At 50.5% G+C, this 17,179-nt stretch carries 14 protein-coding genes; all 14 read left to right on the plus strand.

From position 1 onward, the window contains the following. The 14 genes from DZK30_RS15510 (at position 1) to DZK30_RS15575 (ending at position 17,166) form a co-directional block, all read left to right on the plus strand. The gene (locus DZK30_RS15510) at positions 1-885 is read left to right on the plus strand and encodes a hypothetical protein (protein ID WP_162903129.1); all 885 of its coding nucleotides are present in this window, start codon (positions 1-3) and stop codon (positions 883-885) included. 18 nt (positions 886-903) lie between these two features. Continuing rightward, positions 904-2,295 carry a hypothetical protein gene (locus DZK30_RS15515; RefSeq protein WP_118975046.1) on the plus strand — a complete coding sequence of 464 codons (1,392 nt, stop codon included), beginning with the start codon at positions 904-906 and terminating at the stop codon, positions 2,293-2,295. Between the two features lie 111 nt (positions 2,296-2,406). Beyond that, positions 2,407-3,060 (plus strand): hypothetical protein, encoded by a 654-nt coding sequence (locus tag DZK30_RS15520; protein ID WP_162903130.1) that lies wholly within the window; start codon positions 2,407-2,409, stop codon positions 3,058-3,060. Positions 3,061-3,279: 219 nt separating this feature from the next. Next, complete coding sequence (gene tssD, locus DZK30_RS15525; protein WP_162903131.1) at positions 3,280-3,684, plus strand: type VI secretion system tube protein TssD; 405 nt, start codon at positions 3,280-3,282, stop codon at positions 3,682-3,684. 198 nt (positions 3,685-3,882) lie between these two features. Next, positions 3,883-5,769 (plus strand): phage baseplate assembly protein V, encoded by a 1,887-nt coding sequence (locus DZK30_RS15530; RefSeq protein ID WP_118975049.1) that lies wholly within the window; start codon positions 3,883-3,885, stop codon positions 5,767-5,769. Positions 5,770-5,780: 11 nt separating this feature from the next. After that, entirely contained in the window at positions 5,781-7,103 is a 1,323-nt protein-coding gene (locus DZK30_RS15535; RefSeq protein WP_118975050.1) for a hypothetical protein, read from the plus strand. Positions 7,104-7,105: 2 nt separating this feature from the next. Then, positions 7,106-7,576 carry a hypothetical protein gene (locus tag DZK30_RS15540; protein ID WP_118975051.1) on the plus strand — a complete coding sequence of 157 codons (471 nt, stop codon included), beginning with the start codon at positions 7,106-7,108 and terminating at the stop codon, positions 7,574-7,576. Between the two features lie 32 nt (positions 7,577-7,608). Next, positions 7,609-8,520: a hypothetical protein gene (locus DZK30_RS15545; RefSeq protein ID WP_118975052.1), complete on the plus strand. Its 912-nt coding sequence runs from the start codon at positions 7,609-7,611 to the stop codon at positions 8,518-8,520. 24 nt (positions 8,521-8,544) lie between these two features. Beyond that, positions 8,545-9,015 carry a DUF4280 domain-containing protein gene (locus tag DZK30_RS15550; protein ID WP_118975053.1) on the plus strand — a complete coding sequence of 157 codons (471 nt, stop codon included), beginning with the start codon at positions 8,545-8,547 and terminating at the stop codon, positions 9,013-9,015. A gap of 13 nt (positions 9,016-9,028) precedes the next feature. Continuing rightward, positions 9,029-11,983, plus strand: coding sequence for a hypothetical protein (locus DZK30_RS15555; RefSeq protein WP_118975054.1), 2,955 nt, complete (start codon positions 9,029-9,031; stop codon positions 11,981-11,983). Positions 11,984-11,995: 12 nt separating this feature from the next. Further along, positions 11,996-12,961 (plus strand): hypothetical protein, encoded by a 966-nt coding sequence (locus DZK30_RS15560; protein ID WP_162903132.1) that lies wholly within the window; start codon positions 11,996-11,998, stop codon positions 12,959-12,961. Positions 12,962-12,987: 26 nt separating this feature from the next. Then, positions 12,988-13,365 carry a hypothetical protein gene (locus DZK30_RS15565; protein WP_118975056.1) on the plus strand — a complete coding sequence of 126 codons (378 nt, stop codon included), beginning with the start codon at positions 12,988-12,990 and terminating at the stop codon, positions 13,363-13,365. Between the two features lie 1,001 nt (positions 13,366-14,366). Beyond that, complete coding sequence (gene tssD, locus DZK30_RS15570) at positions 14,367-14,771, plus strand: type VI secretion system tube protein TssD (RefSeq protein ID WP_118975057.1); 405 nt, start codon at positions 14,367-14,369, stop codon at positions 14,769-14,771. A 250-nt stretch (positions 14,772-15,021) separates the two neighbouring features. Continuing rightward, positions 15,022-17,166, plus strand: a complete 2,145-nt coding sequence (locus DZK30_RS15575) for a phage baseplate assembly protein V (protein ID WP_118975058.1) — start codon at positions 15,022-15,024, stop codon at positions 17,164-17,166. The last annotated feature ends 13 nt before the right edge of the window (positions 17,167-17,179 follow it).

Consider the following 17,179-nt stretch of genomic DNA (forward strand, 5'->3'; position numbering starts at 1 on the left):
ATGGTTTATCTTTTCCCCGACATTCCCAAACAAATGGAGATCCGCCTGCGGGCAGGGGAAACGTCGCGTAAAAGCTTCTATAAGCTGATGACAGCCGAGCGCAGCTTTATGGATGGCATCATTCAAAGAAGCGAGGTCAGCCGGGTCGTTCACATAACGTTGACGCCAACAGATAAGGAGCGCTTTGCTTTATCCCTGGAGACCTTTGATGCCCGGCGCAAAGACAGTATCATGTCCCTGGGCATAAAGGACCTGCTGGCAAGGGTTGAGCGCTGCTACCAGGACCTGGAGCTAACGCTGAACAGCAGCGGCCATATCGTTTCCATTCAGAATATGGACCAGATCAGGGAAGTACTGGCCGCACAGAAACAATATCTGGAAGAACGGTTTAATGGTCCGGGCATGCAGGCGGTCGATCAGTTTGAAAGCTGTGTGCTGCAAAGCGAACAAACGCTTACCCGTTATCTCTGCAATGACCGGAAGCTCGGACTACTGTTCCAGATACCCTATGGCGCCGTAGGCGCTTCCTGGATGCCGATGTTCCGCACCAGGACCAATAATTTCATGGATCAGACCATTGCTATGGTCAACGAATCGTTCCGGCTGAGCGAAGCCAATGAGGAGCATATCCGGATAGAAGGCCGCGGCCAGCTGGAGCCAGGCATACAAACAGCCCTCTTCCGGTCGGCGATGCAACGGCATAAGCTTCCTTTTCATCCTCAGGCCGATAAGCCGGTATTGATCCGCTATACCCGGGACCTTGTCCTGGATGTACAAACGCAATGGCCGCTGAGCGCGCAACTGGCGGCCCGGTTCGAATTCGGAAAAAGCTATACCAAAGAAATAGACTATCAATTGACGGCCGTGGCCGCGGAAGAAGTATAACGATCTCAACTTTATATCATGTCAGCGACGATCACAATCACCCATGACGGACAAACCCAGACGGTCAATCCCGGCGAGCTGAACGAGCTCGACGATGGTATACAACGCATCAGCAACGCCTTTTTTGCCCGTAAGCGGGTAACAAACGATAACGATATACTTACCGTAGCCTTCGAGCAGTTGAATGAAGGCATTCTCGGGCGCAATGTATACCTGGTGATCGAAACCAGCAATATGGCAGGCCTTTCGCTGGACGTTACCCTTAAGCCGGCCGATAATACACTTACCGGCGGCACCGATGCGCTGGAGCTGATGCAGAGCGGGGCCGCTACGACAATCTTTAAAACAACGGTGGGCGACTTTACGGCGCTCAACAATACAAGCGGCACGCACGACCATTATACCCATCTCGATACCTTGCGGGACAAGGCGATCATCCGCCTGGACCTCAGGCCACAAGCCACTGCTACCTTCAATACCTGGGCCACGAATATAGGCGCCGCAACCGCCGGCCTGCGCATTGAAATTGAAAGAAGCGATAAACAAAAGGCAGCCTTCCGCAACGAGGCAGATGAGAAGGACGGTCCTTTCCCCTTCCCGGAAAATCCGTTTCCCCTGAGCAATAAGAACGTCTTTGAGGTATTCCATTCGGAAAACCAGTACAATACTTACAGCCAGCATAATGGCAGCCCCAAAAAGATAGGGAAGATCGCCAATGCGGCGACAGACCAGATCAAGTACTTCTACCATAGCAATATCGACAACGAGATCGAGCTGGCAACTTCAACCCTGCAGACGGTGGACGGCAGGGCAAACGGGCGTGAAGTGCCGGCGCTGCCACCGGGGCATACCAGCGAAGCGCCTGCGCCGGCTGGAGGTAATGCCATCACCAACTATTACTATGAAGACAACAGGATCGTTACTTATGGCAATTATCCGGGCGTCGCCTATGTGAGCTATGCCGCTTCCGGCAGCCAGGTAACGCTCATACGGATGCCGGACAGCCGCAACATTAACGAGCAGGGCGTGGTGATCAGCTATACTTTCAGCGGCACGCAAAGGCGCTATTGCAACCCGGAATGCTTTGCCGGCTTCATGGTAGCCCTGGGCGAATGTAACTTTGCGGTTGCATCGACCGGGATGTGCTTTGGCGATGCAACCAGCTATCCCAGCTTGTCGCATCCCAATGGCGATAGCATCGATACGGCCTATTTGGGTGACACCCCCACGCAAAGGACCCGGCAGCAAACCTTGCTCAACGCTTTCGTCGCTGCCGGATTCAGCCAGGTGATCGCTGGAACCAGCAAGCAGTCCTGGCTTACCGGAGCGCATATGTATAACACACACCACAACAATCACCTGCATTCCGGCAACTTTTCCAATGACTATGTTGAAACTTTAATCGGATAGCCTATGCACGTTACGCTTCGCAGATACCGGGCATTGATGCAGTTTTTGCTTTTTGCTACTGCTGTTGGCTTACCGCAGCAGCTTATGGCCCAGGATCATAATCTATCTACTATGCAGACTACTGAAGAAAGGACAATATTGAACAGCGGCGACTTCCGCTCCTGGCTCAGCCATCTTACCGGACCGGTAACCGGCCCGCTGGGTTCAGACCTGGTTTTGCGTCACTTCCCCTCTACCTGGTCTGTGCCAGGTTATCATGAAAAGAAGACAGCAGCCGTTAATCCCAATTCAACGGACGTAGACAGCATGAACAGGCTGCTATATGAGGCTTATGACCTGAAAACACGACGTGAGTTCGTGCCGGACAGTGCCCTGAGGGAGCAACTTTTCCCGGAAAGACTGCGAAAAACCTTTCACCTGGATACCTTTTCTGATACAACGCCCTTTCGCGCACAACTGCTGCACACCGGACCCGCGGGCAACCTTTATTCCTTAATGGCGACCGGCGAGATAGCTTGTAACGCATGCGATAACAATAAGCGCCAGACCGTCGATATATGGCTGCTTGTAGCCGATGGCCGCATTGCCGATCTGATATTGGTTGCTTACGAGACTGGCGACGATGTTGAAAAGGAGATGCGATATTATTACCTGGATCCCCATCATAATCTTTTCATGAAAGACTTTACCATAGGCGAACTGTCTGTAAGCTTTAACGGAGAAGAGAAATGGCATATCGATAAGCAGTTCACCAAAATACGCTGAACGACGCCCCTTCCTGGTTATTATGGCAAACTTTTTCACGATGGAATAGTCTGCTTTTACTGGCAAGACATCTTATCAAAACCGCCATAGCACTGCATTCTACTGGTATTCAGGGATTAAGCCAACAATTGATTTAACCCAACTTTAACCCTGCTTTTCCATAACGCTTCCCTAATTTAGTACCATAATTTTATATTTAATATTGTAAATCATTTTACTATGGCGACTTCAGCAAGTAAATTGGCCGTCCTCAATGTCGATGGAAAAGAGTACAACGTTTTCCAGGCCGTTTTCGAATCTATTAAACCCGTTGACCAGTGGAACCGTGTTACGGCTTACGCCACCAAGGCCGACGCCCGCTTCGTGATCGAAGGCAACGAAAACACTTCCGTACTGTTCGAGAAATTTGCCAACAGCCGCAAACGCTTCAATGCCAAGCTTACCTTGTTCAATACCCACGAAGAAGGCAAGCTGGTGGAAACGGAGTTCAACGATTGTTCCGTAACCTACTATTCTTCAAAGTACAACTCTTCGGACGAAGTGCCGTACACCATTACGATCGTGCTGTCGCCCAAGGTGACCAGGCAGGATGGTGGTGAGTTGTCATTTGCACAAACCACCTAGGCAAAACGTTCCCCTTAGGAAACAAACATAGTTTAACCTGCGCAATCAGTAGCCTGATGTTTCATGCTACTGATTGCCAGGTAATTCTTTGAACTTTATTGCAGATTTGATGTAATTACAAATGAAAGGAAAGCCGCCTCCGGCGGTACTTTTCGCAGGATTGTAAACCCCTGTTATAAACCGCCTAAAGCCATTTTTATGTTTGATAGTCTGAGCGCCACAGCCAGCCAGCTGCTCCCTACCTATATCGGCGCCAATGTGTGGATCGGAGACAAGCAGATCAAAGAGATACTATCTCTGGAGATCAGGCAGGAACATGCCTGCCATCACCTGCTCTCCCTGCGCTTCTACCAGGACCAGGTACAGCAGGAAGGTTCCATGATCTTCGACGGCGCCGAAAACCTCCTCGGACAGGTCGTCGAGGTTATCCTCTTCGATAGGAATGCCACTCAAGGCGACAGAAAGCTCAAAAACCTCTTCGTCGCCACCAGGATCGCCTTCGATCACAGCGCTATGAACGAGGGCATACTTGTGCTCGAGGCCAAAGCACCCACCTATGTGCTCGACGGCGCACCGCATTACGAAAGCTTTTACCACAAGAACCTTGCCACTATAGCCAAAACGGTATGCAAGCCCCTGGAGAAGGTCAACAGCAAGCTTACTGCTGCCCCTACGCTCGATGCCTCCCTCAGCTATGTCTCCCGCTTCGGCGAAAGTGCCTGGAACTTCATGAAGCGGCTCAGCGCCGAGACCGGACAGTGGCTTTACTTCAATGGTAAGGAGCTCATATTCGGTCAACCCGAATCCCAGCAGGCACGAGACCTTATCTATGGACAAAACTGCTATAAGCTCGAAATGAGCATGCAGGCCAGGCCCGTACAGGGCGGTTACTTCGACTACAATGCCTCCGAAAATACACCCCTCAGCAGCGCAGCCAACAGCGATACCGATGTGGCCAACTCCGACAGGGGCTTTGCTTTCGGAAAGGCTAAAAATATTTTCGGCAGTGATAGCTATACCCATCCCGCCGCCTTGCCCGCCGATGCACAGACCCTGGCCGGCATAGGCAAAAGCAGGGCCAATACTACGGCTGCCGACCTCTACCTCGTCAATGGTGAAAGTACCCTGCACGAACTTAATGTGGGTATGATCGCCAACCTGCAGATGGTGCGGGCAGGCGTCAAGCTTGACCATACACCCGTACGCATTACCGCCATTACCCACCATCTCGATGCTACCGGCAGCTACAGCAACAGCTTCAGCGCCATCAGCGCACAAAGCGTGACCCCGCCGCCGATAGACTTCCTGGCTCCCATGGCTACCGCCATGCCCGCAGAGGTGATCGACAATGCCGACCCTATGGGACAGGGCCGCGTGCAGGTCAAATTCCTGGGCTGGCAGCAGGACCACAGCCAGCAGCAGACCGACTGGATCAGGATACTGACGCCCGATGCCGGCAGCAGCAGCGCCGTGAACAAGAACAGGGGCTATGTCTTTATTCCCGAAAAAGGAGACCAGGTGATGATCGCCTTTGAACAGAACAATCCCGACAGGCCCTATGTACAGGGAAGCATCTTCCATGGCAGCAACGGTGTGGGAGGTGGATCCGATAATGTGACCAAGAGTATTATGACCCGCAGCGGCCATACGATAGAACTCAACGACGATAACGACGGCACACATATCATTATCAGGGACCCGGGAGGCAACGAGATCTTCCTCGATACCCAGGGTAAAAACATTACCATTACTGCGCCCGAGACCATTACCATGAATGCAAAGAATATCGTGATGAATGCGGCGCAAAGCGTGATTACCACAGCCGGCATTAATGTCACGACCACGGCAGGCGCCACGGTGACCACTACGGCCGGCATCAATATTCAGAGTACCGCAGCCAAGGACCTGACCATGATGGCTACCAATATCATTGGTACCGCCGACGACAGCGTGAGCCATAACGCCAGCAAAAGCATCAGCAAACGGGGCAATACCATCGAAGCGACCGCGACCGAAGAAGATTTTAAGATATACAGCGCCAAGAAAGTGGTGAACACCAGTGGCGAAAAGGGTAAACTCTTTTAAAGGTCAGCATAATGGGTAATATTGTTTTCACCGCAAAAAGGATCACAGATAATTCGCCGGCAGCCACCTGGGTTGCCGAAGGCGGCGATGCGACCCTTGGCGCCAGCGGCCTGGTCAAACAGAAAGGAGATGCGGGTGTGGACCTGCTCATAGGCCAGCCGCCGGCAAAGGAAAAGCAGGAAGCGCAGATAGCAGTGGAGACCGTACGGATCAACACTGGCCTGGATAAGGGTTGTGATTATAAAAATAGCGGCGCGCTGAGGGATGGCATGTTGTTTGATAAACAATATGAGCTCGAAGTCACCAAATTCAAAAACAATGTAGCGCCACCCAGCGACCAGGACATACAGTGGGCCTATCGTTACGAAACGGAAGATGGCGTCCAGGAAGGCGTTTTTTTGGGCAGAGGGCGTAAAGTGATGCTTGGCTTCGGAACGAACCTGAATATCTGTGGCAGAGGCCTGACCATTTATGCATTTATCCGGGACAGGAAAACAGAAGGCGTGCTCAACACCTGGGTACACTATCGTTTCAGGTGGTTTTCACGGGAGCAGGTCAAAAAAGAAGTACAGGAACGGAAAACCCATCCCTGGAAAATAGACCAAAACAATACCTCCCTTTGCGGCATGGCCTGCATCATGTACCTGCTGGCCAAGAAGGACCCGGATGGCTATGAAAAAATGGCTTTGCAGCTGCATCAGCAGGGCCAGGTAACCTACAAGGATTATGCCATCAAGCCCTGGAAAGGTCTCCTGGAAATGAATCCGGCGGATGCCGCCTGCAAGTATCCCTCGTCTTCTATGCCTTACGCAGACTGGATTACGCTGGCCAGCCTCAGGAGCTCTGAGAGCTGGGTCGGCTATAAAGGACAGGCGGGCGACGACAGCAGGGCGATCAACTGGCCCGTGATCATGATCACGCTGGGTAAAAAGCTTCTGGGATACCAGGACGTTTCTATAGATTATTACAAGCTCAATAAATCCTACATAAGGGATTGGCTGGGCTCGAATGAGAAGCTGAGAATATTGAAAGAAGATATCGACGCGGACTATAACAACGGCTACCAGATCAGCATGATGATCGACAGCGATATGATGAAAGGGTCGGATGCCTATAGCTGGAGCGATTTTAGCGAATACCACTGGATCGTCTACGAAGGTGGCTTGCAGCTGCTCAATGCAGCAGGCGGTGCAGAAAGCGATTACGATAAGGTAACTAAGGTAAAGTTCAAGGAATTCACCTGGGGAGAAGATGTACAGACTTCCCGGACCTCTGGCGGCATATCCAAAAGTGCATTCCAGACGAACTATTATGCCTATGTAAAAATGAAATAGCCATGATCTGTAATCTTTCTGTACTTTTTGTTGCCAGCCTTGCTCTGCTCTCCTGCAGACCCAATGCTACCGGAACCTCATCGGAAAACACGGAAACGGACTGCCAGCAACAAAAAACGATCAAAGGGCTGAGCTTTTACTTTAACCATTACCCCTATGCCGAAATGGACACGATCCGTATCAAAGTAGGCGGAGGTTCTGAAAGCTGGGAAAGCTTTGGTACGCCGCAGCAAATGGTCGATAGCCTCAGGGAGCAACGTTATTTCTATTTTGAAAGAACCATCAATATTACCGACACCGTTTTCTTCAAATTGAAAAACGGCAAGGTGCATGCCGCCTACAACTTCCGGTACCTGCTACGCCCCCATCGCGGCTCGGCTACTACGGACTATAGCTGTGATTTCTACGAGCTGTACCTGGATGGGGAAAAACAAACAGGAGGCGTCGTATCGATGGAACGCAGCAAAAAATAGCCAGGAGGCTCTACAGAATTGACATTAGGAGTATGAGCATCGAGGAACAGATAAGCACGAGCAGCAACAGAAAGGTGTTGGAAATACGCCCTACGGACCGGTGCCGTACCTACGGCGTCATGATCCGTTTTGACGACAAAACCCGTATCCATTATGAAACGGAGGTGAGCCTGTGGCCCGGCGAAGAAGGGTTTCTTTTCCAGGTCGACAGGCGTCAGGTATATATCAACGATCATGCGCCCGATCTTATCATCGATAAGCTGGCAGACGATCTGGGCAAAGTCCTGTATCCCTTACGGCTCCATACCGATCACCAGGGCAAACTTCTTGGAATCGCCAACGGGGAAGCGTTGAGGCAGCGCTGGCAGCAGCAAAAAGACCTTTTGCTACAATACTACAAAGGCGACCTTGTCGACAAAGCAATCCTGGAAATGGATCAGGTATTGAAGCAGGAAAAGAGTATACTATTACGCCTGAAAGACGATTGGTTTTACAGCCTTTTCTTTTCGGGCATATATGGTTTGCGCGCTTATGATTTCAGGGAAAAAACGATCATGGCGCTACCGGTAATCCCCTTTGGTCCGCCACTGCAATACGCTGTAACCAGGGAAATTACCGAGCAGCATACCGAAACCAAATGCCTCGTTATCGAATGTAAAGGTTCATTGGAAGAGCAACGCAGTGCAGAAGATATAGCGCTAAAGCATCAGATACCTGTTTACAAGCTTATGAATGGCAAGGCTACCGAAGCAGAAGGGGAAGTGAAGATCGCATACCGGCTTTATCATAAGGATTTCAGCATACGGTCGGTTACCGGTGAGAGCAGTTTTAAAGATCCCGATCAGGGCTGGCGCAACGTCCGGTTCGAGCTCTATCACCTGCCCGACAAGGATAAACCGCAGGAACATTACCGGCAAAACGATAGCCGGAATAAGAAAATGTAGTCCAGAACCATTAAACCCGGTATCATGAGTGAAAAACATTTAGTGTGTAATGGGGCCATGTGCCAATGTAAGTTTGGCACCACACCCGACAAGCTGAAAGTAAAGCAAACGGATTATTACATCAACGACAGCGACGGAAGTCAGAAATCGATTGCCAATACCATGGATATCGGTCAGCCGTTCCAGGCCAATACCTTCGGCAGCTGTAAAAAGATGAACAACAATCCCTGTAAGCCGGCAATTACCGAATGGAAAGATTTTTACGACAAAGTCACCCTGCAGAATGGTGGAAAAATACTGCTGGAAAATAGCAAGGCCACCTGCACTGTAGGTGGAAGCCCTTGCGTGGATATTACCTTTCACGGACAAACGGCCGCCGTAGCTGCTCAAAATACGGCGAAGGCGAAAGAGGAAGTGGGCTCCCAGCTCAATCCCCTGGTAAACCTGAAGACCGTAGAAGAAAAGCAACCTGTATTACCTACGCAAACCCAATAATGAAGCGCCTGACATGGAAACAAAAGGAAATGATCTTCAAATTATCCCCATCACTTCGGGCAGCCAGTATTTCGATAAGCAGGGGCGTGTGCTCACTTTGCAAAAAGCGGAGTCGTTTGCTTATACGATAGGGAAGCTAAAAGATGAGCTGGATGCCACAGACAAAAAGCTAAAGGCAGAGCAGGCCCAACAAAAAGGCAAACCTCCCGTCAAAGGCAAGTCGGCTACAGAGCAAAAAAAACAGGACCTTCTGGCACAATATGCCGACCTGTTGTGGCTTTGGCAGATCGCCGCGGGTCCCGACCGCCTGGATCTGAGCAATCATAACGAAAGCTTCGGCAAAGGCATGCCGCAAAGTACCCGCCAGGTATCCTTTCCCAAGTTCCTTGAGGGAGGCGGCTATATATGGCTTGAGGGCTTCCGGGGTACCGCCACGGGTTCTCCTTCCAACGGCATTTTCGTTTGCGCCAAAGGCAATCCCGATATCATCGGCGTAGAATGGACCAATCTTAATGGCGACAATATTGATGGCAAACAAGTAAAATTCGGAGATACGGTATTGCTGCGGGTATATACCGAAGCCCTGTTTGGAAGCCAGGTGATCGTGAAACTGCAGGATAAAGATCTGGCCAGCTGGGTAGACAGCCCCGATCTGCTGCCGGCCTACGAGCGTGAAGGAGGTACACCCAAGAACAAGAAAGAAGGAGAGAATACGCCATCCAAAGAATTTCAGGTATTGACAAGGGCAGTGAGTTACGGCCCCTTCAAGAGCGCTATGCTCAGCCCGGAGCAGGGCGAGCGTCTCCGCAAAACACTGGGCAGCCTGGAAGGGCATACCGAAAAATATGTTCAGAAAGCGGAGATCAAAGTCTATATCGATGAATTCTGGCGTTATGATGGGGGCACCTCGTTAAAAATATTTCCTACCGTCAACGTCAGGAGCCTCAATGCGCCAAAGGCGTTCGAAGAAAAATATATTACAGTTGAATACAGCGCTCAGGAAGCACCGGTGCAATCACAGCTTTCTCCCACAGGGAACAAACCTATCCTGGCAGGAGAAATAGAAACCAATATCAGTGCTTTCCGGCATTGCTATTATACAGCGGTAAAAGTGACTACACCTTTAAAGAATGAAGAGGGCAAGGAAGAGGAAAAGCCGATCTATCTATTTAAAGAAAAAAGCGACGAACCTATATACCAGCAGATACGTGACTTTGAGGTAGTGGTCGGAGAAACGACAGGCCTAAAGAAAATAACGATCGAGCTGGAGCAGCTGCACAACAATGAATCGGAATGCGTCAGCCAAACCAAGCACAAAGGCGGGCATACACTAACTATCGACAGCTATCCCGAACAAAAGGCGCTTCCCGCGCCGAAGCAGGAAGTCAAAGAGGAGAAGGAGGAGGAGAAAGTTCAATGGAAAGTAAAAACCAAGACGGACGCTGCCCTGGGTAGCATAGAGACCAAGCGCTCGATCGATAGCAGTGTAGCCTTAAAGGTTTACACCCCAAAGGACAGCGACGAAAAGCTCACTTTTGACGCACGGTTTATCTATAACAAAACACCCATCGGCGTTGGTCCGCTTACACTGCCTTATGCGTTCCGTTATTTCTGGATGGGCGCCAATGCAGCAGGGACGCCCTATATCATCAATGCCAACACCTGCAGGTACCAGAACCGGGTAAAGGTGATCCCCTACCCCGATATTGAATGGAAGCTGGCACTCGAATACAACAAGTTTGAGCCCGGCGCCGGTGAAGATGCCAGCGCCAAGACGAGCCGCGTGCTGATGAACAACTTCAAGCAGTCGCGGCCACAGCATCAGCAAGAACACAAGTTCGTCGATGTCGGCGGCAGAAAGCTCGGCGTATCCTTATCGGCCAAATGGAACGGCTCCGATGAGGTCAGTTTTTCTGATGAGTTTATCAAGAACCTGCAGGAAAAATTCAAAACGGTCATCGAGCTGGTGAACATGCTCGAAAATATCTTCTCACCCAAAAGCACCGACAACGACCCGGATGCACAACGAACCCTGGACGATTTCAAACGAAGCCAGGGCAACGAGATCGCCAAGCGGGAACGGGAAGAACGGGATATGCGCAAGCAGCGTGAATACCTGCGTGATGCCAAAAGAGATTATTCCGCATCGGAGAGTGGAACAAAAGACCGTAGAGACGCCCGGAAAAAAATGGAACAGCTCGACCGGCGAGGCGACAGCCACTTCGAGGGCATGAAGCGGGAAGCGGTTGGTCTGGATATCATATGGCCCAGCCTGGAAGGCTCTTTCGGCTGGAAACTGGTCAACACCAATACCAACCAGGCCGAGCAATACCGGAATAAGGTGGGGCTTTACCTTACGGGCACTATAGAATGTGCACCGCTAATAGGTGCGTCTATTTACTTCGATTTCCTTGCTTTGGTCCAGCGTGCACACCCGATAGCCTACGCTGTAATCGCCATCGCCGACCTTACGCTGGCGCTCCTGGGCGACGGCAGTAAGATCGTATGCGAGCTAAGGATCACCGGTACCATCAATGGCAAGCTGGAAGGCTTTGTCAACACCCTTACCGGAGAGAATACCTTCAATAAAAAGGACCGTAAGGCCAATAGTACAGACATTGCCACCGTTTCGGGTGAATTAAAGATAAGCCTGAAGGTCCAGATCAAGATAGCAACGAAAAAGAACCTGGTGTTTGTCGCCGTAGAAGGTTCCCTGAGCGCCAGCGCCGAAGCCACTGCCACCTGGAAGGCGCGCGCCGAATTCGATACCGACAAGCAGGGCTTCTTTGCCAATATTTATGGTAACTTCGACGGCCTGGTACTCAAAGGTGGCGCAAAGGCATCGGTAAAAGTAAAGGGCCGCAAAGGAGGCAGCATGGGCACAGAAGGCGGTGTAGATGTGGAAAAGAAGGTAATGCCCAAGCAACCCGAGGCCCTGCTGAAAAAGCTTGTCCTGGCCAGTGCTTAATTCAAAACGACAATGAAAAAAACAGCTCTGGCATTACTCCTGATCAGTGCGCTTTCTTCCTGCGCCCAAAACCAAAAGAACATGAACAATTCACTTAAAGATCTATACAAAACGGTTCAATACAAGGACAAGGCAATTGAATACCGGGCCAATATCCAGGTGGGCGCCTGCGACTTCGAACTCTTCATCAACGACATTCCCGTTGAGCAATACTTCGGCAATGTCGATGGTACCTTCAATACCAGCACGCCTATCAACGATGCGATACTGAAAGCCGGACCTCAGCGCTGGAAGCTGGTACTGTATCCCGGCTACAGGAACAATAACCTTACCACAAGCCTTTCGCCCAATGTCTTCCTGGAAATAGAGATAGAAGGACTGAAGCATAATCCGCAAGGCGTGGAAACGATAGCAGGTCCTATAACGCTCATCAATACGCCGCAACGGAAAGATGAAAACGGAAAGGATATTTACCTGGAGGCCGGCAAACCTACAGCTGTATATGAAGGCACGTTCAATGCAGACGTACCTTATACCTTGCGTGGCTGGAGTGAAAGCGCCGATCTCCGGAAAGAGAACCAGGACCAGCTGCTGAAAGAAGTGCTCGCATTTTATCAAAAGTATTCCGGTTACTATGCCCACAAGGATATAACAGCTATCATGAACACCGTTCATGATAAGGAAAAGGAAAGAGCGCAATACTTTTTCCAGGATGCGGCAGGCCTCCAGGAAACTTACGAAGATTATACGGAATTCATGTCTTTCCCATCGCCGAAAGTATTGCCCATAGAGCACTACAGGCTTCGCTTTTATGGAGACGGCAAGGTCGTGACCCTGGAACGCAACGACTTTCCCAATATAGGAGAGCCGGTTACCCGTATTGTGTATAACGATGAGAACGGCAAACCGGTCACTGAGTTTATGTACGGCTATCTTCACCGGCAAAAAAGCGGCATGCCGCTCGAAATGATCCGCTAATATCGATCCATGACCTCATACCACTTATGAAAAAGCTTCTGTCTCTTTCGCTCCTTTTGGCCTGCACTACAGCTTTCGCGCAACAAAAGAAACAAGCCGCCAAAGCGCCTTGCGGCAACGAAGAGCACGCGATGGCCTTGCTGCAAAAGCTTCCCGAGGTAAAAGCCCGCGACCGTTTCATCGACTCGCTTACACAACACAAGCACGGCATCGCTATGATCAATTATGATCAGGACAATACCTCTGCCCTGTCCTATTACGAGATCAATGTGGGCTATTCTTCAGAAATACGTTTCGAGAGTTATTATACCTTCAGGGTGTTCAAAAACGATTGCCATATCGAGGTCGAAGACATCGAAGATGGCTGGATCAGCCTGGCGGAATGGCGCAAAAGACAGCAATAGCACAATGCACAGAACCTTTGGCAAACGATAAGGGAAGATGAACGTTCAATGAGGTGTCCTTCCCCTGTCTTTCTTGTAACCAATCGCGTTCCCTGCTTGTCAAAATTCCTGTGCATATCTTCCTTTCCGACAGCAATGTCGTTTAGTTAAGAAACAAGGGATCTACAGCATTTCAAAATTTCGTCCCGCGAAGGCAAACTCTTAAGTTAAAGAAATAGCGTTCATTTAATGTATGCCGATATCCTTTCTCCACAGAAAGAGATCCTTCATTTCGCATGCTGCGCAAGCTTCGTATCAGGATGACAGCGTGATGTTTACAGCCGAGGGCAAGCACAAAATCATAAACACCCCATTGTCATGCTGACATCTGCGCAGCAATGGAAGCATCTAATACCTTTGAACAACTTAAGACCTTGCTCTAAAAGATGCAGTTGATCAGGTCGGTTGTTAGCTACCGGCATATGCCTTTAATGAGTGAAATGCCTTTGAAACACTTAGTGCCAAATCTTTGCGCCCCTTGCGTACAGTTTGGCGTCCTTAGTGGTTAACTACATGCCTTTTTCCTTAAATGCTTAACGAAACAACATTGATTCCCGGTAGATAAATAAGCCGGAAATATCTCGTTTCCCTAATGTAAATAACCGCGTCCTTTTCCCATCAATTACTACCCTTTGGTCATGTAGAACCAGAAGGAATTTCCCTGTCTCAAAGAGATATAAACGGGCATATGACGCCATGCCCTACACTTGTAGCAACAGCTGCAACCCTTTATAGCAGCGGATTACAGCCGATAGCACTTACTATGCCGTTAAGGAAATCACAAATGAAAAAACAGTTTCTTCGCATCAACAAAAAGCATAACTTTTAAAACTTTCGCAGCCAAATTCAAATAACCAAAAAATAACATTTAACCCAACCTTAACGGCTCAAAAGGCCAATACGTTCCCGTCTGTAATAACTTCGTTCTATCATTTTTTCTTTCACTTTTAAAACAATTTACTATGGCGTCTACAGCAAGTAAACTGGCTTCTGTCACTATCGACGGAAAAGAATTCAACGTACATCATGCGTCCTTCGAGTCCATCAAACCGGTGGATCAATGGAACAGGGTAACCGCCTATGCGACCAAAGCCGATGCGCGCTTTGTGATCGAAGGCAACGCGGAAACTTCGGTGCTATTCGAAAAATACGCCAACAGCCGCAAACGCTTCAATGCGAAGTTGACCCTATTCAACACCCACGATGAAGGCAAGCTGGTAGAAACAGAGTTCAACGACTGCTCTATCACCTACTACTCGTCCAAGTACAACTCTGCCGACGAAGTACCGTACACCATTACCGTGGTATTATCGCCCAAAGTAACCAAAGAGGCGAACGCTTTACTTGAATTCGCTCAGCACACTTAATCTCCTGCCGGTCCCCGGCTTTGAGGCGATACGATAGAGCTGTAAAGGGAACACAAAGCCCGTATTGCTGCTTTTATTGTATCGCCTTTTTATTGGCCTGCCTGTTAATTTTTGTTGTATTGCCTGTTACCTGCTGTTGGGAAAACCTTGCAGTATCTGATCCTGTAAACCATGCGCTTTCTCCTATCCGGGCTTTCTATTCCCGCGACCTGAGTAAGCGTGATCGCCCATATAACCAAAACCTATTCGGATGTCTCTGAACGCCAATCTACCCCCCGATGCCGGTGAAGCGGCAAAGGCAGCCGGCATGGCTGCTGCCGGACAAGCACTAAACCGGCTGAACGATAAGCTACCCGGCGATAAAGCCCTGGAAGCAGCGGAACAAGCGCAACAGGCTGCAGGGTTGTACTCATCGGCCACCCGTCAATGGACCAGCAAACCGGCCGCCGCCCCCCTGCCCGGTGTCCAGGCCATTCCCTTCGAAGACCTGGATACGCCTTCGGCCACACGTTTGGCTATGAGCAATAGCCAGGGGAGCGAGCAAAATAATCCGGCAACGATGGCCGAAGCCTCTGCGCCCAGGAAAATGACAGCCAGGGTCTTCGTCGGCGACACCTCCATACAGGAAATCCTGTCCCTTACCATAACCCAGCAGTATGGCGAGCACAATATCCTTAAGCTACGCTTTTTTCAGGACCAGGCGCAGGCACAAGGCTCGTTTACGTTTGACGGCGCCGAAAAAATGCTGGGCCAGGTAGCCGAGATCGAGCTTTTTGACCAGAACAATTCCGACTCCGGCAAGCTGCAGCATCTTTTCGTGATCGCCGATGTGCAATTTGACCAGGAGGCCCTTAATGAAGGCATCATTACGCTCACGGGCTATTCGCCTACCTGGATACTGGATGGCGATCCTCATTTCGAAGCCTTCTATAAAAAGGATCTTGCCGCCATCAGTAAATCGGTATGCAAGTCGCTGGAGCAGGTTAAAGGTAAGCTGAGGAGCAATCCTACCATTACCGACCAGCTTCCCTTTGTATGCCGCTATAACGAAAGTGTATGGAATTTCATGAAGCGGCTTAGCGCCGAAACGGGTCAGTGGTTGTATTGGAATGGCAGCGAGCTGGTATTCGGCCGCCCCGACAATAGCTCGGGCCCGGCTTTGGTCTATGGCGAAAATTGTTTCCATATCAGCATGGGTCTCCATGCAAGACCCGTGCAGCAAGGCCTTTTCGACTACGAGTCCGACAACCATACCCCCATCAGCAGCGAAGCCAACACTTACGATGGCAATGCCGGCGCTTATAACAATATCGCCTTCAGCAAATCCAAAGAGCTCTTTGGCAGCACGCCTTCGTATGCAATGCCCAGAGCCCTGTCCTCCAAAGGAGATACCTTAAAAAAGATCGCTAAAAGCCGTAGCGCCCAGCGTGCCGCCGGCATGTATACGATCAAAGGTGAAAGCACGCTCCATGAATTGCGCACCGGCATGGTGGTCGATGTGTCTTTTAAGCGGCAGCAGCAAAGCGCCAGCCATGCCCCTATGCGCATTACCTATGTGGCGCACCAGCTCGACGCCACCGGTATTTATATCAACAGCTTCGAAGCCATACCGGCAGCATCGGAAATGCCGCCCGACATTCATTTTATACCGCCGGTTACTTATCCTATGCTGGCCGAAGTGATCGACAACAACGACAGCAAAGGCCGCGTGCGCGCCAAGTTTATGGGCTGGCAGCAGCAGGATGTGCCGCAGACTGATTACATCCGCGTGCTGACACCTGATGCCGGCGGCGGTGGCGACAAAGTGGCTTCCAACCGTGGACTGGTCACGGTTCCCGAGATCGGCGACCAGGTGTATATCGACTTTGAGCATGGCAATCCCGACCGTCCTTTTGTAACTGGCAGCGTATTCCACGGTGGCGTGGGTACCGGCGGTGGAGGCGGCAACAATGTCAAGAGCCTTACTTCGAAAAGCGGGCATACGGTTACGCTGAACGATGGCGCCGGCATTACCGTAAAAGACAAGGACGATAACATCATTACGCTCGACGGCGCCGGAAATGCGCTGATGGAGACCAAAGAGACGATCACCATCAAATGCGGCGAAAGCAGCCTCTCCATGGATAAGAGCGGCAATATACAGATCAAAGGCAAGCAGATCGTGACCCTGGGCGAGGCCATAGGGGTGTCGGCTAAGAACAGCGTGGGCATAGGTGTAGGACCCGAAGGCGGCACACCTACCTCTGGCATGGCCATTGAGGCCACAACACTTGACGTGGGCACCAAGACCCTTACCCTGAGCGCCGAGACGGAAGCGCATCTTGCCGGTAAGACGGTCAACATCGGCGGCGGTACGGAAACCAATATCAGCAGCGGTAAAGTGAAGCTGAATTAATACAATACAGGAG

Source organism: Taibaiella koreensis (assembly GCF_003545715.1).
Taxonomy (GTDB): domain Bacteria; phylum Bacteroidota; class Bacteroidia; order Chitinophagales; family Chitinophagaceae; genus Taibaiella; species Taibaiella koreensis.

Excerpts from the sequence above, each read along its gene's own strand:
- DZK30_RS15550 (WP_118975053.1), top strand. The coding sequence starts at position 8,545 with ATGAGTGAAAAACATTTAGTGTGTAATGGGGCCATGTGCCAATGTAAG.
- DZK30_RS15540 (WP_118975051.1), top strand. The coding sequence starts at position 7,106 with ATGATCTGTAATCTTTCTGTACTTTTTGTTGCCAGCCTTGCTCTGCTC.
- DZK30_RS15510 (WP_162903129.1), top strand. The coding sequence starts at position 1 with ATGGTTTATCTTTTCCCCGACATTCCCAAACAAATGGAGATCCGCCTG.
- tssD (WP_162903131.1), top strand. The coding sequence starts at position 3,280 with ATGGCGACTTCAGCAAGTAAATTGGCCGTCCTCAATGTCGATGGAAAA.
- DZK30_RS15535 (WP_118975050.1), top strand. The coding sequence starts at position 5,781 with ATGGGTAATATTGTTTTCACCGCAAAAAGGATCACAGATAATTCGCCG.
- DZK30_RS15515 (WP_118975046.1), top strand. The coding sequence starts at position 904 with ATGTCAGCGACGATCACAATCACCCATGACGGACAAACCCAGACGGTC.
- tssD (WP_118975057.1), top strand. The coding sequence starts at position 14,367 with ATGGCGTCTACAGCAAGTAAACTGGCTTCTGTCACTATCGACGGAAAA.
- DZK30_RS15555 (WP_118975054.1), top strand. The coding sequence starts at position 9,029 with ATGGAAACAAAAGGAAATGATCTTCAAATTATCCCCATCACTTCGGGC.
- DZK30_RS15565 (WP_118975056.1), top strand. The coding sequence starts at position 12,988 with ATGAAAAAGCTTCTGTCTCTTTCGCTCCTTTTGGCCTGCACTACAGCT.
- DZK30_RS15560 (WP_162903132.1), top strand. The coding sequence starts at position 11,996 with ATGAAAAAAACAGCTCTGGCATTACTCCTGATCAGTGCGCTTTCTTCC.
- DZK30_RS15545 (WP_118975052.1), top strand. The coding sequence starts at position 7,609 with ATGAGCATCGAGGAACAGATAAGCACGAGCAGCAACAGAAAGGTGTTG.
- DZK30_RS15575 (WP_118975058.1), top strand. The coding sequence starts at position 15,022 with ATGTCTCTGAACGCCAATCTACCCCCCGATGCCGGTGAAGCGGCAAAG.
- DZK30_RS15520 (WP_162903130.1), top strand. The coding sequence starts at position 2,407 with ATGCAGACTACTGAAGAAAGGACAATATTGAACAGCGGCGACTTCCGC.
- DZK30_RS15530 (WP_118975049.1), top strand. The coding sequence starts at position 3,883 with ATGTTTGATAGTCTGAGCGCCACAGCCAGCCAGCTGCTCCCTACCTAT.